This is a genomic window from Achromobacter pestifer, assembly GCF_902859625.1.
Classification (GTDB): Bacteria; Pseudomonadota; Gammaproteobacteria; order Burkholderiales; family Burkholderiaceae_B; genus Achromobacter; species Achromobacter pestifer.
The window spans coordinates 675,540-698,290 of record NZ_CADIJX010000004.1; the positions used below are offsets into that span (position 1 = coordinate 675,540).

Sequence of the window (22,751 nt, forward strand, 5' to 3'; positions counted from 1 at the left end):
TAACGTGCTGGTTCACCTTGCGGCGTTGCGACGCAGCAGCTTGCCCAGATATTGCCCGGTATGGCTGGCTTGGGCCGCCGCGACATCTTCCGGCGTGCCTTGCGCCACCACATAGCCACCGCCATCGCCGCCTTCCGGGCCCATGTCGATCAGCCAGTCGGCTGTCTTGATGACGTCCAGATTGTGTTCGATGATGAGCACGGTGTTGCCGCTGTCGACTAATTGGTTCAGAACCTGCAACAGCAGTTCGATGTCGCGGAAATGCAGGCCGGTGGTGGGCTCATCCAGGATGTAGAGCGTGCGGCCGGTGCTGCGGCGCGACAGTTCCTGGGACAGCTTCACGCGCTGCGCTTCGCCACCCGACAGGGTCGTCGCGCTTTGGCCCAGGCGAATATAGGACAGGCCAACATCGATCAAGGTGTGCAGCTTGCGGGAAATCGCGGGCACGGACTCGAAATACTCCAGCGCCTGTTCCACCGTCAGGTCCAGCACTTCGCTGATGTTGCGGCCGCGATAGCGGATTTCCAGGGTTTCGCGGTTGTAGCGCTTGCCGTGACAGACGTCGCAGGGGACGTACATGTCAGGCAGGAAGTGCATTTCGACCTTGACCACGCCATCGCCTTGGCAGGCCTCGCAGCGGCCGCCCTTGACGTTGAAGCTGAAACGGCCGGGGTCGTAGCCGCGCGTGCGCGCTTCAGGCACCCCGGCGAACAGTTCGCGGATGGGCGTGAACAGGCCCGTGTAGGTGGCAGGGTTGCTGCGCGGCGTGCGACCGATGGGGCTCTGGTCCACGCTGATGATCTTGTCGAAGTTCTCCAGCCCCTGCATCGATACGTAGGGGGCGGGCTCGCTTTGCGCATGGTGCAGCTGGCGCGACACCGCGACCGCCAGCGTGTCGTTGATGAGCGTCGACTTGCCGGATCCCGACACGCCCGTCACGCACACCAGCCGGCCCGCCGGAATACGCAGTTCCACGTCCTTCAGGTTGTTGCCGCTGGCGCCGGTCAACGTCAACCAGGGCAGTTCGTCGTTGACCGGACGGCGTGGGGGAATCGCGATTTCGCGTGCGCCGCTCAGGTACTGGCCCGTCAGCGAATTCGGGTCGCGCTGCACGGTGTCGGGATCGCCCTGGGACACGACTTCGCCGCCATGCTCGCCCGCGCCCGGGCCCATGTCCACGACCCAATCGGCCATGCGGATCATGTCTTCATCGTGTTCGACGACGATGACGCTGTTGCCGAGGTCACGCAGGTGCTGCAAGGTGCCGATCAGGCGGTCGTTGTCGCGCTGGTGCAGGCCGATGGAGGGCTCGTCCAGCACGTACATCACGCCGGTCAGGCCCGAGCCGATCTGGCTGGCCAGCCGGATGCGCTGCGCCTCGCCGCCCGAGATCGTGTCGGCGCTGCGGTCCAGCGACAAATAATTCAACCCGACGTTGTTCAGGAAGCTGAGCCGGGCTTCGATCTCGCGCACGATGCGCTGCGCGATCTCTTGCTTGGCGCCTGTCAGGTTCAGGTCGCGGAACCAGGCCAGGCAGCTGGACAGCGGCATGGCCTCGACTTCGTAGATGGCCTGACCATGGCGTTCGCCGCCGCGCGGATCATGGCCGATCAGCACATTGCGCGCTTCGGGGCGCAGGCGCGAACCGGCGCAGTCAGGGCAGGTCTTGATATTGCGGTACTTGCCCAATTCTTCGCGCACCGTGGCCGAATCCGTCTCGCGCCAGCGGCGCTCCAGATTCGGGATGACGCCTTCAAACGTATGGCGCTTGACGGTGCTGCGGCCCTTCTCGTTCAAGTAAAGGAACGAGATCTCTTCTTCCCCCGAGCCGTTCAACACCTTGTCGCGCAGCGCTTCGGGCAGGTCTTCAAAGGGCGCTTCGATGTCGAACTCGTAATGGGCCGCCAGGCTGGTCAAGAGCGAATGAGTGAACGCATTGCGGCGGTCCCAGCCACGGATCGCGCCGGCAGCCAGACTGAGTTCGGGGAAGGCGACGACCCGTTTGGGGTCGAAGAAGCCCACCTGACCGATGCCGTCGCAACTGGGGCACGCGCCCATCGGATTGTTGAAGCTGAACAGGCGCGGTTCCAGTTCGGGCAGGCTGTGGCTGCACACCGGGCAGGCATAGCGGCTGGAGAAGACCTGCTCGCGTTCGCTGTCCATGTCCAGCGCCAGCGCGCGGCCGTCGGCCAGTTGCAGGGCGGTTTCAAAGCTCTCCGCCAGGCGTTGTTTGCTTTCAGGCTTGATGCGCAGCCGGTCGATGACGACGTCGATGTCGTGCTTCTCGGTTTTCTTCAACGGCGTCATGCCGTCGATTTCCACCAATTGGCCGTCGATGCGCAGCCGCACATAGCCCTGTGCTTGCAGGCTGGCGCATTCATCCTCGAAGCTGCCCTTCTTGCCACGGGCGATCGGCGCCAGCACGGCCAGGCGCGTTTCCGGCGTCCAGCCCAGCACTGCATCGACCATCTGGCTGACGCTTTGTGCTTGCAGCGGCAGGCCATGGTCCGGGCAATAGGGGGTGCCGACCCGCGCATACAGCAGGCGCAGGTAGTCGTGGATCTCGGTGATGGTGCCGACCGTGGAACGCGGGTTGTGCCCGGCGGCTTTCTGTTCGATCGAAATGGCCGGAGACAGGCCTTCGATCAAGTCCACGTCCGGCTTGTCCATCAGCTGGAGAAATTGGCGGGCATACGCGGACAGGCTTTCCACGTAACGTCGCTGGCCCTCCGCGTACAGCGTGTCGAATGCCAGCGAAGACTTGCCCGAGCCGGACAAGCCGGTGACGACCACCAGTTTGTGGCGCGGCAGGTCCAGCGAGACGTTCTTTAGGTTGTGGGTGCGGGCACCCCGAATGCGTATCGCGTCCATCGGGCTCTTTTAAGCGGTTGCAAAGGCCAACTTGGTACTATAGCGCGCCGAGTCCCCCCGTGTTCAGGGTAGTCCGTCAAGTTGGACTGAACCGAGCCCGGCGCCGCACCGCTAGATCAGACCGTGAGCGTGTGACATTCACGCGCGACCGCCCTTGTCATTGTTGAAATTTCCGCATGCCGGCAGATACCAAACTGAAATTGACCCCCTCGGAGCGCCGCGCCAGCGTCGCGCTAGCCGGCCTGTTTGCCGCCCGGATGCTGGGGTTGTTCCTGTTGTTGCCGGTATTTGCCGTGGCGGCCGCCGGCCTGCCGGGGGGCAATGACCCTGTGCGCGTCGGCCTGGCCCTGGGGATGTATGGCCTGACCCAGGCTTTCATGCAGATTCCCTTCGGGTTGGCGTCCGACCGCTGGGGCCGTCGCCCTGTCGTGCTGTTCGGCCTGCTGCTGTTTATTGTGGGCAGCGTCGTCTGTGCGCAGGCGACGGACGTCTACTGGATCACCATCGGGCGTGCCATCCAGGGGGCGGGTGCCATATCCGCTGCCGTCACCGCCTGGTTGGCCGACGCCACCCGCGACGAGGTACGCACGCGCGCCATGGCCATGGTGGGCGGGTCGATCGGCCTGTCCTTTGCCGTGTCGCTGGTCCTGTCGCCCGTGCTGGTGGGGTGGTGGGGCCTGTCGGGCCTGTTCTGGACCATTGCCTGCCTGGGCGTCATCTGCCTGGGCGTGGCCCGTTTTGTCGTGCCGGTGGTGCCGCGCACGCAGGCCCGGACCATGCAAGCAGCCAAACCGCGCGAAGTCCTGACGCACCGTGATCTGCTACGCCTGAATTTCGGCGTATTCGTGCTGCATCTGATCCAGGTGTCACTATTTGTCGTCGTGCCGGCCTTGCTGGCCAAGGTGGGCGGCCTGGACGCACGCGAGCTCTGGAAGGTCTACCTGCCTGTCATCCTCGTGTCGTTCGTGCTGATGGTGCCGGTCGTGTTCGTTGCCGAAAAGCGCCGCGCCCATCGCGGCGCCCTGCGCGCCGCCGTGGCGGGGCTGGTGGTGGTGTGTGCCTTGCTGCCCGCGGCCAGCCACGGTTTCTATACGCTTGCCGTAGCGCTGACGGGCTTTTTCGTGGCCTTCAATGTGCTCGAAGCCTTGCAGCCTTCGTTGGTGTCGCGCGTGGCCCCGCAGGCCTACAAGGGTTTGGCCCTGGGCTTCTACAACACGGCTCAGGCGGCAGGCCTTTTTGCCGGCGGCGCATTGGGCGGGTGGTTGGCGTCGCACTCAGGGGCCAGCGCGGTCTTCGTCGCCGCCGCCATCCTGTCGGCAATCTGGCTGGCGGTGACCTGGGCGCTCCGGCCCCTGGCTTGATTGCGCAGGGGATATGTCCCCGTCTGTCGCTGAAAGTCGCTGATCGTGCGGCGAACGGCGGTCAATAGCCTTGAAATCTATTTTCTTGCCGGACGGTTTTGTCACCAATCCCGTTTGGCGCGTCAGGCGCTTTTCGTCGATAATACGCACCAACACGGACTTCATCGGCATCGCCGGCCATCATCACGATGACCGGCGTATTTCATGAAGCCGGTCTTCAACATCGCTTTTTATGTTGTTGCCGGCGCGCTCGCGGCAACGCACAGGCGCAGACTGTCAACAACAGAGGGACAACGGCATGGCATCGGTTAACAAAGTCATTCTCGTGGGCAATCTGGGGCGCGACCCGGAAGTCCGCTACAGCCCGGAAGGGGCTGCAATCTGCAATATGTCGATTGCCACCACCTCGTCCTGGAAGGACAAGGCCAGCGGCGAAAAGCGCGAAGAAACGGAATGGCACCGCGTCGTCATGTACAACCGCCTGGCTGAAATCGCCGGCGAGTACCTGAAGAAGGGTCGTTCGGTCTACATCGAAGGCCGCCTGAAGACGCGCAAGTGGCAAGACAAGGACACCGGTGCCGACCGCTACAGCACCGAAGTCGTGGCTGACCAGATGCAAATGCTGGGTGGCCGCGAAGACGGCGGTGGCGGTGGCGCCAGCTTTGGCGGCGGCGGTGGTTACGACGACGCACCGTCGCGTCCGCAACAGCAGCGCGCTCCGGCCCAACGCCCGGCGCCCCAGCAGCGCCCGGCACCCGCAGCGGCTCCGGCCAGCAGCGGCGCCAACCTGGCCGACATGGACGACGATATTCCGTTCTAAAGTCGCGTTCAGGCAGCGGTTTGCTGCTTCAAGAAGAAGCCCTCGCCATTGCGGGGGCTTTTTCGTTTTGCGATGAGGTGCTTGATCGCCATGTCTCCACGCATTACGGCTTCTGAAAGCGCTCGGCTAGAAAATCAATGAACGCGCGTGCCCTGGCGGTCTGATGTCGGCGCTGGGGGTAGTAAACAAACAGATCCGCCGACGGCAGCAGGCATTCCGGCAGCACGACGCGCAGCCGGCCGCTTTCCAGATACTTGGCCAGATCCCATTCCGAGCGGATCAGAATCCCATGGCCGTCCAATGCCCAGCCCAGCACGATGTCGCCGTCATTGCTGGATAGGGCGCCTTGCACCTTCACGGTTTCAGTCTGCTTGTCGCGAGTGAATCGCCAGACGCCGTGGGCCTCGTCGTTCTGCGTATGGATGATGCAGCGGTGTTGTGCCAGATCGGCCAGGGTGGCTGGCGTGCCGGCGCATTCAAGGTAGCGGGGGGACGCGCACAGCAAGCGGCGGTTGGTCATGATGCGCCGCGCACTGAGGCGGTTGTCGGGCAATTCGCCAAACCGGATCGCCAGGTCGAAGCCACTCTCGACGAGATCCACGGGCCGATCGGTGACTTCCAAGCGGACGTCGACGGCGGGGTATTGCTTGGCGAAGTCGGATACCAAGGGTGCGATGACCGTGCGGCCGAAGCCCAGCGTGGCGTTCACGCGCAGCAGCCCGCGGGGCATGACCCCGTTGCTGGAGACGGCATCTTCCATGTCGCGCAGGTCCGCCAGGATCTTCACGGCATGGGACAGATAGGTCTCGCCTTCATTGGTCAGGCTGATGCTGCGTGTCGTGCGGTTCACCAGCCGCACGCCCAGGCGGCGTTCCATCAGCGCCAGTCGTTTGGTGGCGGCGGGTGGTGTCAGGTCCAGCTCGCGAGCCGCGGCCGACAGACTGCCCAGGCGGGCTACCAGGACAAAGAACGCAAGGTCTGGGGCAATGTGGCTTTTCACTGAAAGTGAATAATCAAATGAATGGAAGTGAATCTTAGTGCTGACTCGGACCACTACGCTAGCGGTTCCTAAGCCCCTAGCGTCGCCGCAGTCGGCGCATTCGGAGACACGCCATGAGAATCGTCGAGATCCGCGAACAGACCCTCCCCATCAGTTCGCCCATCCGCAACGCCTATATCGATTTCAGCAAAATGACGCTGAGTCTTGTCGCCGTGATCACCGATGTGATCCGAGATGGCAAGCCGGTCGTCGGCTATGGCTTCAATTCCAACGGCCGATACGGCCAGGGCAAGCTGATGCGAGAACGCTTCATTCCGCGCGTCATGGAGGCGGATCCCGATTCACTGTTGGACGCGACGGGCAAGAACCTGGACCCGCACAGGATCTGGGACACCTTGTTCACGAACGAGAAGCCGGGCGGCCATGGCGAGCGGTCGGTCGCCATTGGCACGATCGACATGGCGGTCTGGGATGCCGTGGCCAAGATTGAGGGCAAGCCGTTGTTTCAGCTGCTGGCGGATCGCTACGGCAATGGGCGCCCGGATCGCCGCGTGTTCGTCTATGCCGCTGGCGGCTACTACTACCCCGGCCAGGACCACGGCAAGTTGAAGGACGAAATGCGCAGCTACATCGACCGGGGCTATACGGTTGTGAAGAAGAAGATCGGCGGTGCGTCGTTGGACGAGGACCTGCGCCGTATCGACTCCATCCTGAGCGTGTTGCAGGACGGCCAGAAGTTGGCGGTGGACGCGAATGGCCGCTTCGATCTGGACACTGCCATTGCATACGCCAAGGCCTTGTCACAATACGACCTGTTCTGGTACGAGGAGCCGGGCGATCCGCTGGACTTCGAGCTGCAAGCGACCCTGCGCAACTACTACGACCGGCCAATGGCAACGGGCGAAAACCTGTTTTCAATGCAGGATGCCCGCAACCTGATCCGCTATGGGGGCATGCGCCCCGACCGTGATTGGCTGCAATTCGATTGCGCGTTGAGCTATGGCTTGGTGGAGTATCTACGCACGCTGGAGATGCTGAAGCAGCACGGCTGGTCGGCCAGCCGATGCATTCCGCATGGCGGCCACCAGATGTCGTTGAACATCGCGGCCGGACTGGGGCTGGGCGGCAACGAGAGCTATCCGGATCTGTTCCAACCATTTGGCGGCTTTCCCGATGGGGTGAAAGTCGATAACGGGTATCTCACCATGCCCGATCTGCCGGGTATCGGGTTTGAAGGGAAGGCGGATCTGTCTGCGGTGATGCGGGAGCTGTCGGCGTGAGCCGGTAAGAATTCCCGGCCCGTGCCTGGTCAATGGTTCGCCGCTGGCGGGGTCAGTTGCGGGGAGGCGTGGCCGTTACCGCTTGCTGGCCGATGATGGCGTTGGTCACGTTGATCGCCTGCGCCTCGGAATTCATGGTCAGATTCAGTATGCCGTCGTTGATGGGGGCCGTGATCCGGGGCATCCCGACAAGCTGCCCATTGATCGTGAAAAGCAGCGACTTGCCGGGGTTCTGGCGTGTCACCTGCGCAAGCTTCTGCGCCCCTCCCTGGTTGAATTGCAATCGTACGAATGGCTGGCCTTCCTTGGTTTTCATGGGGGTCACGGAGGTCAGGTCATCGCGGATCAAGATCGGCGCGGGCTGATAGTGCAATGTTTGATTCTCTACCCGCAACGCGGTCAAGTTCTTGCCGGCTTGAGCCTGCGCAAGCCGGAATTCCACGACGGGAGTATTCGCCTTCGCCTGTTGCTGGCTGGGGGCGGCCTGCTGTGCGGCGGTCTGAGAGGTTGCGGGAGGTTGCTGGCTGGCGGCCGCCGAGGATCCGGTTTGCTGACGCGGCATCTGTTGGCAGGCGGCCAGCAGGAACAGGGGGGCGAAGCAGGTCAGAAGTCTGAGGTTGCGAGTCATGTTTCGGGTGCGTATCGGTTGGGTGTGATGAATCAGGCGCATGGAGCGGGCATCAGGAGGAGGGGGCAAGCAATTCGGCGCAGGTCTGCGGCTTCCAGTGGAAGCTGCTTGCCGTCATGGCGGTGTTGAACAGCACTTTGAATTGGCATGGCGTCACGCCGCCGGAGCCGGTGAGCCAGAACAGGTAATCCCATTCGCGCACGCCCAGCAGGCCTTCGCTGAAATGTGGGGGTCCCAGCAACTGGGATACCTGCGTCTTGCTCATCCCCTCGCGCACCGCGCGCAGGTTCTCCAGGTTTGGCCACGATCCCTCACTGCGAGACGCGCCGCTCACATCAGGGAACCTGGGCGTGTCGGTTGTGCCGTCAGCGCTGACGCGGCTGAGGTTGCCGCAACCTCCCAAGGCGGCGGCGACGAGACCGCCGGCCAAGGCCGCCACAAGGGCGCGGGGGATACGTCCGGCCTGCCCACTTCTTTTCATCATCGTCATGGTTCGGTTTCCTACCACTGATAACCCACACCCACGGCCGCGCCCAAGTCGCCGCGTGAAGTACTGTTCGCGAGGCCTTTCACCACCCATCTGCCGTTATCGGAAACGGTGGACAAACCCATTGCGAAGCCACTTTCGCCGCGCCAGGTGGCACCGCCCATGCTGAACATGCTCTTGCCGGGCAGATAGGCCTGGGGCAGGCCGGACATCGCCATGGCGCCTGCAATGCCTGCGCTTAGCCGGCTGTCCAGGCGCTGCAAGTCCCGGCGTACGCCGGCCACTTGAGTGGACAGACCGCTCTCGACTTCGCGCAGCTGATTGATATTGGCCGCGTCGGTGCCGGCCGTTCCGGGGGCGACGTTGATGATCTGGCGTTCGGAGCCTACGGCGCCTACCGACACGCTGTTGTCGCGCGCTGCTTCCGAGCCGGCGCCAAGCGCAACGGCATTGCTGCCTGATGCGTTGCTGCCCTGTCCGATTGCCGTTGCGCCAGCCCCCGTGGCTTGCGCGCCATTGCCCACGGCTGTGCTGTCCTTGCCCGATGCCACGGCGCCTGCTCCGCCAGCGACCGCATTCTTGCCACTGGCCGTGGGGGCAGGGGGTGGTGTTCCGTCCTGACTGACTTGGAACATGCCATCCGCGCCGTTCTTGATGTTGGCGACATCGCCTTCCACGACCGTTACGCGGTTGTCGATCTTGTTGATCTTGTCGCCGACCTCGACAACGGAACCCGCGACCTCGGTGATGCGCTTGTCGGTATAGTCATTGGCTTCCTTCACGGCCCCTTCAAGCTGGCGGACATTCACCGCATCGGTCGCATTGCGGCCATCGGCGACGTTGCTGACGGTGCGTTCCGCGCCTGGCGCTCCGACCGACACGGTACCGGCGGTGTCGTTCTGTGCGCCGGAATACTTGCCGGTGTAGCTTTCGGAGCCGCGATCCGCGATGGACCCTGCGCCAAGCGCCACGTCTCCGTCCTTGTTGGCCGCCGCACCGTTACCCATTGCCACCGAGTTGGCGCCGGAGGCGATCGCATTGGGGCCGGCCGCAACGGAGCCCAAGCCATTGGCCTGGGAGTCCGGCATTGCGGCCGAGGCGCCGCCGTTGGCATGGAAGTATTTGACGCCAGCGCCGCCGTTGGCAATGCTATTGACTGTCGCGCCCAGCGAATCGATGGCTTGGTGCGTCGCGTAGAGTTGCGAACCGTTCACGGCGTCCGTGCTGTCGATGGCGATGCGTCCCGCCGCGACATTCTGGATCTGACGAGGCGCCGCGGCACTGCCGACGCTCAGGACATCTCCGGCCGCCGGGTCGCCGCCAGCGTAGGCATACTCCACGCCGTTGATCGTGGCGCCGCGCGTGGCGCTTGCAGCCGTTACGCTGGAACCATTGCCCAGCACCACCGCGCCGCTCAGGCTGCTGTCCAGGATCGAGACGCCGCTGCCCAGCACGAAGGCGTTGGCGGCAACGACGTTGTTGTTGTTGCCCAGCGAGAACGCGCCCGCGCCGCTGATATTGTTGCCCGCGCCGAAGCTTGCCGCCCGTTGGCCGGAGACCTGTGATCCGCTGCCCAGCGAGATCGCTCCCGTGCCCGTGGCTTCGGCGGCATTGCCCAGCGCGATGGCTTCTTCAGCATTGGCCAAGGCACGGGGGCCGATCGCCACACTTTCGGCACCCAGTGCGCGGCTGTCCGCCGCCAGCGAATTGGCATGGAAATACTTGATGCCGGTATCCGTATCGACCAAGTCCTGGAACTTGCTGTCCACGGCCTTCAACTGGCTGACATTGACCGCGTCGGTGTCGATGGCGCCCGCAGCGACGTTCGTGATGCGGCGTTCCGCGCCGGCCGAGCCGATGCTGACCTCGCCAACGGGCGACAGGCCGGCGACCGTGCCCGTGCCGGGGTTATAGGCGGCGGACCCGAGCGACGCACCATCGGCAACCGCATTGGCGCCCAACGCCACGCTGCCGGCGTGGCTGGCCTGCGCTTCACGGCCGATCGCCAAGGCGCTATCGGCGGTGGCGGTGGCGTTGTAGCCGACAGCCGTGCTGCCTTGACCTTGCGCCGAGGCATCGCTTTGCGCAAGGCCGGCCTCGTTCGTGCGCACGTAGCGGATGCCCATGCCGTTGGCGTCGGTGTTGGCCTGGCTGGTGTCGCCGGCGATGTAGGTGATGGTGTCGCCGATCTGATTGATATTGGTGGCGTTTTCGGCCACCTGCTGGTTGGTCTCATACAACTGCGAGCCATTGACCGCATCCGTGCTGGTGGCCGAGACATCGCCGGCCGCAACGTTGCCCAGCCGGGCCGGATCGCCGCCGGGATTCAGCGTCACGCTTTCATAGTTGACTGTGCCGTCCGGGTTCGTGTCGTATTTCACTACTCCGGCGGCCAGTTCGCTGACATTCGAGACCACGGCCTTGAGCTGACTGACGTTGACCGCGTCGGTATCCACCGTACCCGCGGCAACGCCATTGATTTGCCTGTATTCGCCCGCGGCGACATCGCCGATGGACACTGCCGCCAGTTTGCTGCGCGTGGCGTCGATGCCGGCCGAATCGGCTCCCGGAGGGACGTAACCGGCGACACCCGCCGCCGTATTCGCGATCGACCCGGCCCCCAGCGCCACGCCGCCACCAACGGACACGCTGCTGCTCGTCCCAATGGCGACGCCTTGTTCGGCGTTGGCCAATGCCTGCGTTCCGATGGCGATGCCGTCCGCCATCACCGTACGCGCCTGCTGTCCCAGGGCGATGCCCCCTGGCGCATTCTGCTCGACGACGGCGCGGTCTCCGATTCCCACGCCGCTATCGCTGTTGACCACCGTCTGCGGGCCGATGGCGATCGATTCCGCGCCTGCCGCGAGCGAATCCGGTTCGGTCGAATTGGCGTGAAAATATCGGGTTCCCGTCACCGTCACGGATTCGATAGCGCCGGTCAATTGACGCACGGTTGCGGCATCGTGCTCTTCGGTGCCGTCGGCCACGTTGGTGATCTGGCGGTACGTGCTGTTACTGCCTACGGACACCGCGCCTTGCAAGGTACGGTCTGTCGTGTTGAAGGGCACCAATGCGCCGCCGCTGCCGGCCGCGATACTGCCGCTGGCGGGTGCCAGCGCTCGGCCGGATACGGAACCCGAACCCAATGCCACACTTCCCGATTCGGTTGCTTGCGCACCCCGGCCGATCGCCAATGCACTGTCGGCAGTGGCGGTAGCGTTGTAGCCGACAGCCGTGCTGCCCTGGCCTTGGGCCGACGCATCGCTTTGTGCAAGGCCAGCCTCGTTCGTGCGCACATACCGGATGCCCATGCCGTTGGCGTCGGTGTTGGCCTGGCTGGTGTCGCCCGCGATGTTGGTGATGGTGTCACCCATCTGCGTCACGTTCTGGTTGGTCTCGTACAACTGCGAGCCATTGACCGCATCCGTGCTGTTGGCCGACACGTCGCCTTGGGCGACGTTCGTGATCCTGGTGCCGCCGGTTGCGCCGCCGTCGGTGGACGCCGGGCCAGCCAACGTGATCGAGTCCTTGGGGTCCCCCGGGTTGCCGTCGTACTGCACGGCGCGATCACCCAGGTTACCGACGTCGGTTGCAAGCGATTTAAGCTGGCTGACGTTGACGGCGTCGGTGTCGGTGGCGCCTGCGGCCACGTTGGTGATGCGGCGTTCCTCGCCGGCCGAGCCGATGCTGACCTCGCCAACGGGCGACAGGCCGGCGACCGTGCCCGTGCCGGGGTTGTAGGCGGCGGACCCAAGCGTCGCACCATCGGCAACCGCATTGGCGCCCAACGCCACGCTGCCGGCGTGGCTGGCCTGGGCCTCACTGCCGATCGCCAACGCGCTATCGGCAGTGGCGGTGGCGTTGTAGCCGACAGCGGTGCTGCCCTGGCCTTGGGCCGACGCATCGCTTTGTGCAAGGCCAGCCTCGTTCGTGCGCACATACCGGATGCCCATGCCATTGGCGTCGGTGTTGGCTTGGCTGGTGTCGCCGGCGATGTTGGTGATGGTGTCACCGATCTGATTGATATTGGTGGCGTTTTCGGCCACCTGCTGGTTGGTCTCGTACAACTGCGAGCCATTGACCGCGTCGGTGCTGTTGGCCGACACGTCGCCTTGGGCGACGTTCGTGATCCTGGTGCCGCCGGTCGCGCCGCCGTCGGTGGACGCCGGGCCAGCCAACGTGATCGAGTCCTTGGGGTCTCCCGGGTTCCCGTCGTACTGCACGGCGCGGTCGCCCAGGTTGCCGACGTCGGTTGCAAGCGATTTAAGCTGGCTGACATTGACGGCGTCGGTGTCGGTGGCGCCTGCGGCGACGTTCGTGATGCGGCGCTCGGCACCAGCCGAACCGATGCTGACCTCGCCAACCGGCGATGGGCCGGCGACTGTGCCCGCGCCCGGGTTATAGGCCGTGGACCCGAGTGTCGCACCGTCGGCAACCGCATTGGCGCCCAGCGCCACGCTGCCGGCGTGGCTGGCTTGCGCTTCACGGCCAATCGCCAGCGCACTATCGGCGGTGGCGGTGGCGTTGTAGCCGACAGCGGTGCTGCCCTGGCCTTGGGCCGACGCATCGCTTTGTGCAAGGCCAGCCTCGTTCGTGCGCACATACCGGATGCCCATGCCATTGGCGTCGGTGTTGGCTTGGCTGGTGTCGCCGGCGATGTTGGTGATGGTGTCACCGATCTGATTGATATTGGTGGCGTTTTCGGCCACCTGCTGGTTGGTCTCGTACAACTGCGAGCCATTGACCGCGTCGGTGCTGTTGGCCGACACGTCGCCTTGGGCGACGTTCGTGATCCTGGTGCCGCCGGTCGCGCCGCCGTCGGTGGACGCCGGGCCAGCCAACGTGATCGAGTCCTTGGGGTCTCCCGGGTTCCCGTCGTACTGCACGGCGCGGTCGCCCAGGTTGCCGACGTCGGTTGCAAGCGATTTAAGCTGGCTGACATTGACGGCGTCGGTGTCGGTGGCGCCTGCGGCGACGTTCGTGATGCGGCGCTCGGCACCAGCCGAACCGATGCTGACCTCGCCAACCGGCGATGGGCCGGCGACTGTGCCCGCGCCCGGGTTATAGGCCGTGGACCCGAGTGTCGCACCATCGGCAACCGCATTGGCGCCTAACGCCACGCTGCCGGCGTGGCTGGCTTGCGCTTCACGGCCGATCGCCAAGGCGCTGTCGGCGGTGGCGGTAGCGTTGTAGCCCACGGCAGTGCTGCCCTGACCTTGGGCCGACGCATCACTTTGTGCAAGGCCAGCCTCGTTCGTGCGCACATACCGGATGCCCATGCCGTTGGCGTCGGTGTTGGCCTGGCTGGTGTCGCCCGCGATGTTGGTGATGGTGTCACCCATCTGCGTCACGTTCTGGTTGGTCTCGTACAACTGCGAGCCATTGACCGCATCCGTGCTGGTGGCCGAGACATCGCCGGCCGCAACGTTGCCCAGCCGGGCCGGATCGCCGCCGGGATTCAGCGTCACGCTTTCATAGTTGACCGTGCCGTCTGGGTTCTGGTCGTACTTGACGGCGCTGTCGCTGACTGTTTCTATGGCCTGATTGGTCGCGAACAATTGGGAGCCGTTGATGGCGTCGGTGCTGTTCGCATTGATGCGGCCGGCGGCCACATTAGTGATCGTGCGTTCCGCTCCGGCATCGCCCACGCTGACGGTGCTGTCAGGACTGATGCCGGCGAACTGATACGTTTGGCCGTCAATGGTCGTGCTTGCCGTGGCGACAGCCGCTTCCGTCCGGGATTGCGCGCCCAGGGCGACATCCCCTGCATTCGCAGCGTTGGCACCGGAGCCCATCGCGATTGCGTTGGCGGCGGAGGCGCTTGCGGTATCGCCCAGCGCGATCGATCCGGCATCCGAGGTCGTGGAGCCATTACCTAAAGCGATCGAACCCTGTCCGATGGCCCGGTTGCCGTTGCCGATGGCCACCGCGCCATTGCTCGCGGTGTCGCCAGTCTCGTCTCCTGCTGCGATGTTCTCCGCGCCCAGCGCGACCGCGCCCGTGCCATTGGCGGTATTGGGGTCGCCCAAGGCGACCGCGCCATTGCCGATGGCACGCTGGTCGCGGCCAATCGCCACGGCCCCGCCGGTGGCGGAGGATGCATTCGCCGTGGTGGCGCCCGAGCCGATGGCCACGTTGTGGCCCTGGTCTCCTGTTGCCACGCCATTGCCAAGCGCGATGTTGTTGCCGTCCGAGTCGGCCGCGGTTGCGGCGTTTCTGCCGATGGCGATGTCGTTCTGGCTACGCGCGGTCGCGCCGTCGCCTTGGGCGATGCCGTAGTCGGCGGCGTCCAGTACTTGTGCGCCGCGCCCGATGGCAATGCCGGAGTCCGCTCCGGCTTCGACGTTGGACTCCCCGCCCAAGGCGATGCCGGAAGCGGCAGCCGATACCGCGCCTCTGACATTGTTGCCGCCCAGGGCAACAGCGCCGACGCCGGTGGCCTGCGCGCCGGCGAACGATCCCGGCTGCCCGCCGCCGCCGATGGCAACGGCATTGGCGGCCGCCGCGTTCGAGAAGTTGCCGATCGCCGTGGCGGCCACGCCACCGGATTTGGCCGAATTGCCGATCGCCGTGGCGTTGCGCGCCGTGACGGTGGCGAAGTTTCCTATGGCTGCGCCGTAGTTCACCTGGGCATTGGAGGAGTTGCCCAGGGCCAGCGCGTCTTCTCCGACAGCGATGGCGCCGCGGCCAACCGCCACCGCCGCCAGGTTGTTGACCGTGCCGTCCGCGACGCTGTCGCTGCCAATCGCAACGTCGCCATTGCGGCGAGCCTCCGACCGGACTCCGATCGCGATGGATTCGCTGCCTCGGGCACGGGATTGGCCGGAGATTGCGACAGAGTCATTTCCCAGCGCTTGTGCCCCGGCTGCCTCCGTGTTCGACGATATGTTGCCGCCGATTGCAACACTGCTGGCACCTGTCGCGCGGGTCCATTGGCCTATCGCCGTTGACCCCATGCCCGAGCCTCGCGCCTGCATGCCGACGGCGGTGCCTCGCGCCGCCCCTGAAGAGGCATAGCCAAGCACCGTTGCGCCGCTGCCGGTAGCGGTCGCGTTGAAACCCAGGACCTGCACCCCTTGATACCCGCCGCCCTTCGCGCTGCAACCGATCACGTTCGACCATAGGCCGGATCCATCGGCGGGAGCACTACCTGGCACGCTGGTGATGCCGTCAGGTCCGACAGCGCTTCCGAGATTGCAGTTCTCCGGCCCATAGGTGGTTGCGCGTGCTTCCGGCAAGTAGGCGAACACGCCGGCAGCCGCCAGCCCCGCCGCAGCAATAGACCTAGTCAGACTCCGGGTGCTGCTCGATGGTTTGCCGCGAGCATGAGTATTTTCACCAACGGCCACCCATGTTCCCGAAGCCGCGCTCCAGATCGTCTTGTAAGTTCTATTCATAATCCACTCTCGCTGCGGGTTGACGTGGTTGATCCAAGGGACCGGTCAATGCCGGAAAGAATGAGGTTCGATCTCGAGCAGATGTGGACTGCTGGCGGGCGCGGATTTCACCGAAGACGAAATGCGCGCAAGGCCTGCCGTCCGTGTCTCCTGGAGCCAGGATCGTGCCTCGAATCCCTTGCATTTCAACCATTGAATGGATGCTCCATTGCGATACATCCATTGACCAAAGCCACGGCCAGCTTACGTGGGGCATGAGCTTGCGAGTAGTCAGATCCGCCGATACTTACTATCGACTGAAGGCCATATGAGCGTGCCCGGTGTTTGAGTATCATTGGTGCGCAGAAGCGCCTGGGGGATAGGAACAAGAAGAATTCATCCCTGCATGGGGATGGTGTTCACGCCCCCCATTTGGGCAACATCGCGATCAGCGTCCAATTTAGAAAGCGTAGGACATGTACATGGATTTGCTGGCAACGGTGCGCATCTTTACGCGTGTGGTCGAGCGCGGCAGCATGTCTGGAGCCGCAAGGGAGTTGGAGATGGGTCAGCCCGCAGTCAGCGAACGCATCCACAAGCTGGAGACATTTCTTGGCGCAAAGCTGTTGATGCGCAGCGCCCGAACGCTTACATGTACCGACGAAGGACAACTTTTCTACGATTGCGGCAGAGAGCTGCTGGCTGCGGCTGACCGTGCGATAACGGCGGTGTCCAGCAAGAAAGAGGCCGTTGCAGGCGCGGTACGTCTCGCTTCCGCCCAGTGCTTCGGCGAAGTCGTGTTGCCTCACGTGCTGATGCGCGTGCGAGAGCAATATCCAAAGTTGCATTTGGACCTTGTGCTCAATGACGCCGTGGTCGATCCCGTTACGGAAGGGGTCGACATTTCGATACGGTTGGGCCAGCTTGGCGAGGGCGGCTACGTCGCTCATCCGCTCGGCTACGTGCACCGGACATTGGTGGCGGCGCCTGCATACCTGGCCCGGCATGGGCAGCTGGAAAGCCCGGCCGATATCAGGAAGCACGATTTCATCCGCGTGAAAGGCATCTTCGGCAATGAGCTGCTTCCCCTGGTTCGCGCGAATGGGCCGGTGGAGAATTTCCCGATAAGCACGATTCTCGTCATCAGCCATTGGCGCCCGATGTTCGAAATGATCTCCGCGGGCGCTGGAATCGGCGTGGTGCAACAGCCGGCCTGCCTGCCGGCGCTAAGGCAAGGCAAGCTGGTTGAGTTGCTTCCTCAATACCGGGTGCCGTCCTTTCCCATCAACGTGCTGGTGCAAGCGACGCGGCCCATGCCGCCTAGAATTCGCGCCATCATCGATATTCTGAAAAGCGAAGTGCCATTCGTCCTCAGGCAAGGTGAAGGTTCGCATGATTGAGCTGGCCGCCATCCGGTAACTGCGCGGGCAAGGATCCATATGTTGAACACGTCTATGGTCGGGACGGTCGTCGGCGCGCCGGCGTCGCGTTTTTGCGTTGACGGCACGTTGCGCGCAAGTGTGGATGTCCAGACCTTCGCCGGCAACGGCGAGCGGCTGACGGTTCACGTGTATTCGATCTTGCCGAAGATCGCGAAATCCCTGTTGGTGTTGACTGATGGCGAAGGCGTGTCGGTGTGCGGACTGCTATCGGCGGACGTGGTGTTTCATGAGAGGCGGCGGTTCGGCCTGGCGCTCTCGGTAGATGCGACTTCCGTATCCAGTATCGGCCAGATGGGAGGCGATCACGGGAATACACGGGGCTAGTCCAAGAGGCCAGCGGCGCAGGGCTCGGATCGCACTGGCGGCGTGCATGATCGCGGCCGCTGTGCTTTGCACCCCTATGCTTGTATCGCCGTATCTTGCCCTGAAGCGTGCTGTTGCTGAAGAGACACGCCGCAACGAACGATTGACCGTCATCGCCCTGGAGCGCGCTGGCCTGATCTACCGCACCGTCAAAGCGGCGCTTGCCATGCTCTCCGCGCAGGACAGAATGCCATGCTCGTCGGCACATGTTGCCGCGCTGCGCCATTTGGCGGTCAGCAGCGATTTTGCCGAGGAAGTCGATTTCGTGCGCAATCAACGCGCGCTCTGTTCGTCGTGGGGAGTTGCACGGCCGTCCTATCCGGTCGAGCCGTCCGGCTTGCCAAATGCCGATGGCATTGATGTTTTTGCGTATCGCCATCCCAGGCTTCCGCCCGAGAATGCCTGGCAGGTAGCCTTCATGAAAGGTCATTACGTCGTGATGGTGGATCCATCCCGCTTTACGGATCCCGTGGCTAGCGCCAAGGCTCAATTGGCCGTCTTGAGAAGTGATGGAACGCCTTTGGCGGTGTCGAACCTTGCCGACGGGGAGATGGCCGGGCCAGCGGGAATGCGCCGTGTGCGCGAGGACTTGGTTACCGAGGGGCAAGACGGCAATTGGAAGGTGAGTGTCGCGCTTGCCCGGGCACACGTCGCGGCGCGGGCCGAGCAGTTGCAGAACGTGTTCCTGATCGCGGGCTATTTCGTTGCCGCGCTGGCGTTGCTGCCGCTGATTTACCTGGCGCGCAAAAGCATGTCGCCGGCAGGCGAGCTGGCGGCGGCCATCCGCCGACGTGAATTCACGGTGCACTATCAGCCCATCATGGATCTACGGACGCGCCGTTGCATCGGGGCGGAAGCGCTGGTGCGTTGGCGGCGGCCCGACGGCTCTCTGGAGGCGCCGGCCAATTTCATCGGCTTGGCCGAGTCCAGCGGTTTGGCGCCGGCATTGACGCGGCTGGTCATCGACGAGGTATTGCGGGAAATGGCGGCCTTACTGAAGTCGGAGCCTTCCCTTCACATCGCAATCAATCTATGCCCGGAAGATGTGGAAACCGGGCGTGCCGTCGACTACCTCGACAGAGCGATGTTCGGCAGGGGCCTGGCCTATTCGCAGATCTGGCTGGAAGCGACTGAAAGCGGCTTCATCGACCTGGACCGCGCCTGTGCGTCATTGAGCGCCGCACGGGACACCGGGCATACCATCGCGCTTGACGACTTCGGCACGGGGTATTCCAGCCTGCTTTACCTGCGCAGTTTGCCGTTGGATGTGCTGAAAATCGACAGGTCGTTCGTCGAGCCGCTGGGCGTTGGGGGCGAGGATGCGCGAATCACCGCGCATATTGTCGAACTGGCGCTGGATCTGGGGTTGACCCTCGTCGCCGAGGGGATAGAAACGCCCGAGCAAGAGGTCTTACTTCGCAAGCTCGGCGTGCATGCCGGCCAAGGCTGGTTGTATTCACGGCCACTGCCTGGCGAGGCCTTCGGGGCGTTCTATCAGTTGAATCGACGGGAGATCGGGCTGCACTGAAATTATTTGTTTCAAAAATGGGCTTTGATCATCTATCTAGTAGTAGGTAAGATTCATCCATCGACACAGCAAACCCAACAACCCGCTGGTGCCGAACCAGAAATACAGTAGGACCGCTTTTTATTTGCCTTGCTGTCTACCTATAAGTAGATAGTTTAATCGAAACCTAATCCGCATCAAATCCGTTATCTGGAGATCAACCATGAAGACCCTCGTATCCGCCCTGATTCTGTCCGCTTCCTTCATCGGCGCCGCCCAAGCTGGCGAGCTGGACTATCCGCCCGCCCTGAACACCGAAAGCACGGTGACCCGCGCCCAAGTGCAGCAAGAATTGGCCGCGGCGCGCGCCAACGGTGAACTGGTATCTGGCGAAGAAGGCTATGCCGCGACCGCGTTCGCTTCCGTCGGCACCGACAAGACCCGTGCACAAGTGAAGCAGGAATTGGCTGCTGCCCGCGCTCAAGGTCTGACCGAAAGCGGTGAACTGGACTACCCGCCCGTTCAAGGCTGATTTTTTTGAAATCGTATCTATCTAGTGATAGATAGTTTCAATACTGAAGCACCCCAATCCCTGATGCAGCATTGATCCTTACTGGAGATCAACCATGAAGACCCTCGTATCCGCCCTGATTCTGTCCGCGTCCTTCATCGGCGCCGCCCAAGCCGGCGAGTTGGACTATCCGCCCGCCCTGAACACCGAGAGCACCGTGACCCGCGCTCAAGTGCAGCAGGAATTGGCCGCAGCGCGCGCCAACGGTGAACTGGTATCCGGCGAAGAAGGTTATGCCGCGACCGCGTTCGCTGCCGTCGGCACCGACAAGACCCGTGCACAAGTGAAGCAAGAACTGGCCGCCGCCCGCGCTCAAGGTCTGACCGAAAGTGGTGAACTGGATTACCCGCCCGTGCAAGGCTAAGCAGGATGCCGGCACATGCGGACCCTGGGGGGCGGGATGTTTCCCGGCCAGGGTCCGCACGGGCGTTCCGGACTTTGCCCTTAGGGCAGCCACCGATGACGAACCGACCTATTAGTAGGTAATATTGAGCCATGGACACTCCAACCCCCAACACCACCCGAGACCTGCTGCTGGCGCACGCCGAGAAGCTGATCCGCACGCGCGGATGCAATGGTTTCAGCTACCGCGACCTGGCGGAGCATGTGGGCGTGAAGACGTCCAGCATCCACTATTACTTCCCGGGCAAGGACGACCTGCTCTATGAAGCGGTCGAGGCCTACAGCACCCGCGCACTGGGTAACGTGCGCGCCATCGACACGGCACAACCTGCGCAAGCGCAGCTGGAGCAATACCTGTCGATGATGGAATCGCGCGCCTGCGGCGCTGGCGAACTCTGTCTGGGCGGCATGCTGGCCGCGGACATCATGAGCTTGTCCGAGCGCGTGCGTGGCGCTTTGCAGGGATTTTTCCGCGCACATGAAGCGTGGCTGGCCCGTGTGCTGGCCGAGGGTGCGGCGCAAGGTACGTTGAAGTTCTCAGGTACGGCCGAAGCGGCTGGCCGGGCGGTATTCGCCACGGTTCAGGGTTGCTTGTTGGTGTCGCGCCTGTTTCAGCAACCGCCCGCGTTGTGCGAGGCCATCAGCACCTTGTACGTGGCATGCGACAAGGCCGGCAAACCTGCGACGGCTGCATAGCGGCCACAGAGGTTTTCGGACACGCAGTAAAACAAGGCCGCCTTGCGCAAGCAGGCGGCCGTTGTCATTTTGGGTAGTGTCTGTGCCTGTGCCAGTCGCTTGTTTGCCCGGCTTCTCAAGCCAGCAAGGCGCGCGCCATGTCCACGCTGGTGCGCTCTTGCACGCCGTGGTCGCGCATGCGTTGCAGGAAGGCGGTTTGCGCATCGGCGAATCCGGCAACCGGGCTCATGCAGTCGGTCAGTAGCACCACGCGCGACAAATTACCGCCCGGCAGGTGCTCGGCCAGATGTTCGACGGTGGCTTTCACGCAATGACTGCCGGCTTCTCCCGCGACGAGGATGAGTTCGGCGCGGTCCAGCGAATGGATCAGATTGCGGTTGAGCTGGCTGCGGGGGTCATCGGGATCAGGCACTTCGGCCATCAGCGCGCTGTAGTGCTCGGTCCAGGGGTTGGTGCCTTTGGGCACCTTGCGCACGATGAATTGGCCAGCATCTTCCCAGCGGCTGTAGGCTGCCCGCACGTCGGGATGTACGTTGTGGCCCCACGTTCCGATCTCGCAATGCACGGGCCACACCATCAGCGCATAGCGGCCGCGCGCTTCCAGTTCATCCAGATAGGACAGGGTGCGGGGCATGTCGTCATCATGCCTGGGCAGGAAATCGCCCGCCCGCAGTTGCGCCGCGGAAATCGATGTGAAAGGCGCGACGGGCCGGCCATCGCCGGTACGCCAGAACGTGGGGTGCGCGATGTCCAGCCGATGGTGCGAATCCAGGGTCACCGTGATGGAACTCAGCACGGGTGCGGTCGCATCGATGAAGCGCGCCAGACGTTGCATGTCGGCGTGCGCACCGGCTACGGGCAGTGCGGGCTGCGTGATGTCGCCCGTCAACGGATCCGTGGGCAGGTAGGCCTGGGGCAAGTCGCAGAAATCATTCTGCGGATCAATGATCAGTAGATGAATGGAACGCGGCATGGGCGGAATCGGTGGGGATATCCCGGAATATAGACCGGGATGCGTGTTATCCACTAGAACAGCACCAGATGTTCCGCAGCGTCAGGCAATTGGCGTGCCAGCACATGCCATTGCCGCCATAGGTGGGCCAGCGCGCCGGCGGCGATGACTGCAATCAGAATCCACATGTTGCGCTCCAGGATTTTAATTCGCACGATCGTGCGAAATTGACGGAAACAAACGCCGGCAGACGCCGGCGATGGGAACATTATTCGAGGTACGTAAAGCTGCGGTAGGTAGAGATCAGCCGGTCATACGCAGCCCGTACCCTTTCAGGCGCCTTCGGATCGCGCAGGAAACGGGCGTCGTGCATCAGGCCGATCATCAAGCTGTAGATCTCGAACACCAATTGCTCGGGATCGGTATCCGGGCGCAGATGGCCGGCTTCCAGCGCCTGGGTGACGGTGCGCACCATGGTTGCGCGCCAACGTCGCAGGTTGCCTTCCAGCACGGCTCGCAGCGGGGACTCCACATCGTCGTATTCAAAGGCTCCGGCCACGTAGATGCAGCCCGTCAACATCTCGACGTTGCTGGCGCGTTCGACCCACAACGACACCACCGCGGTCATGCGGGGCAGGCCGCGCGGGTAGGCCAAGGCAGGCGTGAAAACGGCGGCCACGAAGCGGCGGTCGTATTCGTCCAGCACGGCTTGTTGCAAGGCTTCCAGCGACCCCACGCGCGAGAACACGCCGCTTTTGCTGATGCCCAGATGCCGTGCCACCTGGCCAAGCGACAGGCTTTCCAGACCCTGAGCCGCAGCCATGTCCACGGCCGCGTCCACGATGGACGCGAACGTCAGTTCGCTTTTTTCCGTTTTGGCAGTCATGCGGCCAAATTTAGCACGGTCGTGCTAAATGCTGGAATTTATTTTTAATAGCGATCGCGGCAGCCAAATGAAAACCGGACTGTGTGAGCAGTCCGGTTCATTGATGCCG

General features: G+C 63.5%; 16 protein-coding genes and 1 pseudogene. 9 read left to right on the plus strand and 8 right to left on the minus strand.

Translation table 11 applies throughout. The features are described 5' to 3' along the window. Positions 1-12: 12 nt before the first annotated feature. The gene (gene uvrA, locus HV753_RS18945) at positions 13-2,871 is read right to left on the minus strand and encodes an excinuclease ABC subunit UvrA (RefSeq protein WP_175176122.1); all 2,859 of its coding nucleotides are present in this window, start codon (positions 2,869-2,871) and stop codon (positions 13-15) included. A 176-nt stretch (positions 2,872-3,047) separates the two neighbouring features. Here uvrA and HV753_RS18950 point away from each other — a divergent pair, with 176 nt between their 5' ends. Beyond that, positions 3,048-4,232, plus strand: a complete 1,185-nt coding sequence (locus tag HV753_RS18950) for an MFS transporter (protein ID WP_175176123.1) — start codon at positions 3,048-3,050, stop codon at positions 4,230-4,232. Positions 4,233-4,530: 298 nt separating this feature from the next. Further along, positions 4,531-5,052, plus strand: coding sequence for a single-stranded DNA-binding protein (ssb, locus tag HV753_RS18955; protein ID WP_175176124.1), 522 nt, complete (start codon positions 4,531-4,533; stop codon positions 5,050-5,052). Positions 5,053-5,155: 103 nt separating this feature from the next. On the opposite strand, the gene HV753_RS18960 is transcribed toward ssb, so the two are convergent. Further along, entirely contained in the window at positions 5,156-6,052 is an 897-nt protein-coding gene (locus tag HV753_RS18960) for a LysR family transcriptional regulator (protein ID WP_175176125.1), read from the minus strand. A 113-nt stretch (positions 6,053-6,165) separates the two neighbouring features. Here HV753_RS18960 and HV753_RS18965 point away from each other — a divergent pair, with 113 nt between their 5' ends. Then, complete coding sequence (locus HV753_RS18965; protein ID WP_175176126.1) at positions 6,166-7,332, plus strand: mandelate racemase/muconate lactonizing enzyme family protein; 1,167 nt, start codon at positions 6,166-6,168, stop codon at positions 7,330-7,332. A gap of 52 nt (positions 7,333-7,384) precedes the next feature. On the opposite strand, the gene HV753_RS18970 is transcribed toward HV753_RS18965, so the two are convergent. The 4 genes and pseudogenes from HV753_RS18970 to HV753_RS31405 form a co-directional block, all read right to left on the minus strand. Beyond that, positions 7,385-7,960, minus strand: coding sequence for a SecDF P1 head subdomain-containing protein (locus tag HV753_RS18970; RefSeq protein WP_175176127.1), 576 nt, complete (start codon positions 7,958-7,960; stop codon positions 7,385-7,387). A 52-nt stretch (positions 7,961-8,012) separates the two neighbouring features. Beyond that, complete coding sequence (locus HV753_RS18975) at positions 8,013-8,450, minus strand: outer membrane protein assembly factor BamE (protein ID WP_246288314.1); 438 nt, start codon at positions 8,448-8,450, stop codon at positions 8,013-8,015. Positions 8,451-8,461: 11 nt separating this feature from the next. Further along, positions 8,462-15,697, minus strand: coding sequence for a YadA-like family protein (locus HV753_RS18980; protein WP_246288315.1), 7,236 nt, complete (start codon positions 15,695-15,697; stop codon positions 8,462-8,464). Positions 15,698-15,712: 15 nt separating this feature from the next. Then, a pseudogene (locus HV753_RS31405) lies at positions 15,713-15,844 on the minus strand (ESPR domain-containing protein); the annotation flags it as partial. Positions 15,845-16,305: 461 nt separating this feature from the next. Here HV753_RS31405 and HV753_RS18985 point away from each other — a divergent pair. The 6 genes from HV753_RS18985 to HV753_RS19010 all read left to right on the plus strand — a co-directional run bounded on the left by HV753_RS18985 (position 16,306) and on the right by HV753_RS19010 (position 20,804). Further along, the gene (locus HV753_RS18985; RefSeq protein WP_175176129.1) at positions 16,306-17,223 is read left to right on the plus strand and encodes a LysR family transcriptional regulator; all 918 of its coding nucleotides are present in this window, start codon (positions 16,306-16,308) and stop codon (positions 17,221-17,223) included. Positions 17,224-17,262: 39 nt separating this feature from the next. Further along, entirely contained in the window at positions 17,263-17,589 is a 327-nt protein-coding gene (locus HV753_RS18990) for a hypothetical protein (RefSeq protein ID WP_175176130.1), read from the plus strand. Positions 17,590-17,635: 46 nt separating this feature from the next. Further along, positions 17,636-19,156, plus strand: a complete 1,521-nt coding sequence (locus HV753_RS18995) for an EAL domain-containing protein (protein ID WP_175176131.1) — start codon at positions 17,636-17,638, stop codon at positions 19,154-19,156. A gap of 202 nt (positions 19,157-19,358) precedes the next feature. Then, positions 19,359-19,667, plus strand: coding sequence for a DUF4148 domain-containing protein (locus HV753_RS19000; RefSeq protein ID WP_175176132.1), 309 nt, complete (start codon positions 19,359-19,361; stop codon positions 19,665-19,667). Positions 19,668-19,761: 94 nt separating this feature from the next. After that, positions 19,762-20,070 carry a DUF4148 domain-containing protein gene (locus HV753_RS19005; protein WP_175176133.1) on the plus strand — a complete coding sequence of 103 codons (309 nt, stop codon included), beginning with the start codon at positions 19,762-19,764 and terminating at the stop codon, positions 20,068-20,070. Positions 20,071-20,201: 131 nt separating this feature from the next. After that, entirely contained in the window at positions 20,202-20,804 is a 603-nt protein-coding gene (locus tag HV753_RS19010; protein ID WP_175176134.1) for a TetR/AcrR family transcriptional regulator, read from the plus strand. Between the two features lie 115 nt (positions 20,805-20,919). On the opposite strand, the gene HV753_RS19015 is transcribed toward HV753_RS19010, so the two are convergent. Then, on the minus strand, positions 20,920-21,777 hold the full coding sequence (locus HV753_RS19015) for a cysteine hydrolase family protein (RefSeq protein WP_175176135.1): 858 nt from the start codon (positions 21,775-21,777) through the stop codon (positions 20,920-20,922). Between the two features lie 247 nt (positions 21,778-22,024). Continuing rightward, a complete protein-coding gene (locus tag HV753_RS19020) occupies positions 22,025-22,642 on the minus strand; it encodes a TetR/AcrR family transcriptional regulator (protein ID WP_175176136.1) in 618 nt (205 codons plus the stop codon). Between the last annotated feature and the right edge of the window lie 109 nt (positions 22,643-22,751).

What these genes read in the sequence shown, in the direction of transcription:
- HV753_RS18985 (WP_175176129.1), top strand. Translation starts at nt 16,306, where the DNA reads ATGGATTTGCTGGCAACGGTGCGCATCTTTACGCGTGTGGTCGAGCGC.
- HV753_RS18990 (WP_175176130.1), top strand. Translation starts at nt 17,263, where the DNA reads ATGTTGAACACGTCTATGGTCGGGACGGTCGTCGGCGCGCCGGCGTCG.
- HV753_RS18975 (WP_246288314.1), bottom strand. Translation starts at nt 8,450, where the DNA reads ATGACGATGATGAAAAGAAGTGGGCAGGCCGGACGTATCCCCCGCGCC.
- uvrA (WP_175176122.1), bottom strand. Translation starts at nt 2,871, where the DNA reads ATGGACGCGATACGCATTCGGGGTGCCCGCACCCACAACCTAAAGAAC.
- HV753_RS19005 (WP_175176133.1), top strand. Translation starts at nt 19,762, where the DNA reads ATGAAGACCCTCGTATCCGCCCTGATTCTGTCCGCGTCCTTCATCGGC.
- HV753_RS19000 (WP_175176132.1), top strand. Translation starts at nt 19,359, where the DNA reads ATGAAGACCCTCGTATCCGCCCTGATTCTGTCCGCTTCCTTCATCGGC.
- HV753_RS19020 (WP_175176136.1), bottom strand. Translation starts at nt 22,642, where the DNA reads ATGACTGCCAAAACGGAAAAAAGCGAACTGACGTTCGCGTCCATCGTG.
- HV753_RS19010 (WP_175176134.1), top strand. Translation starts at nt 20,202, where the DNA reads ATGGACACTCCAACCCCCAACACCACCCGAGACCTGCTGCTGGCGCAC.
- HV753_RS19015 (WP_175176135.1), bottom strand. Translation starts at nt 21,777, where the DNA reads ATGCCGCGTTCCATTCATCTACTGATCATTGATCCGCAGAATGATTTC.
- HV753_RS18995 (WP_175176131.1), top strand. Translation starts at nt 17,636, where the DNA reads ATGATCGCGGCCGCTGTGCTTTGCACCCCTATGCTTGTATCGCCGTAT.
- HV753_RS18965 (WP_175176126.1), top strand. Translation starts at nt 6,166, where the DNA reads ATGAGAATCGTCGAGATCCGCGAACAGACCCTCCCCATCAGTTCGCCC.
- ssb (WP_175176124.1), top strand. Translation starts at nt 4,531, where the DNA reads ATGGCATCGGTTAACAAAGTCATTCTCGTGGGCAATCTGGGGCGCGAC.
- HV753_RS18950 (WP_175176123.1), top strand. Translation starts at nt 3,048, where the DNA reads ATGCCGGCAGATACCAAACTGAAATTGACCCCCTCGGAGCGCCGCGCC.
- HV753_RS18970 (WP_175176127.1), bottom strand. Translation starts at nt 7,960, where the DNA reads ATGACTCGCAACCTCAGACTTCTGACCTGCTTCGCCCCCCTGTTCCTG.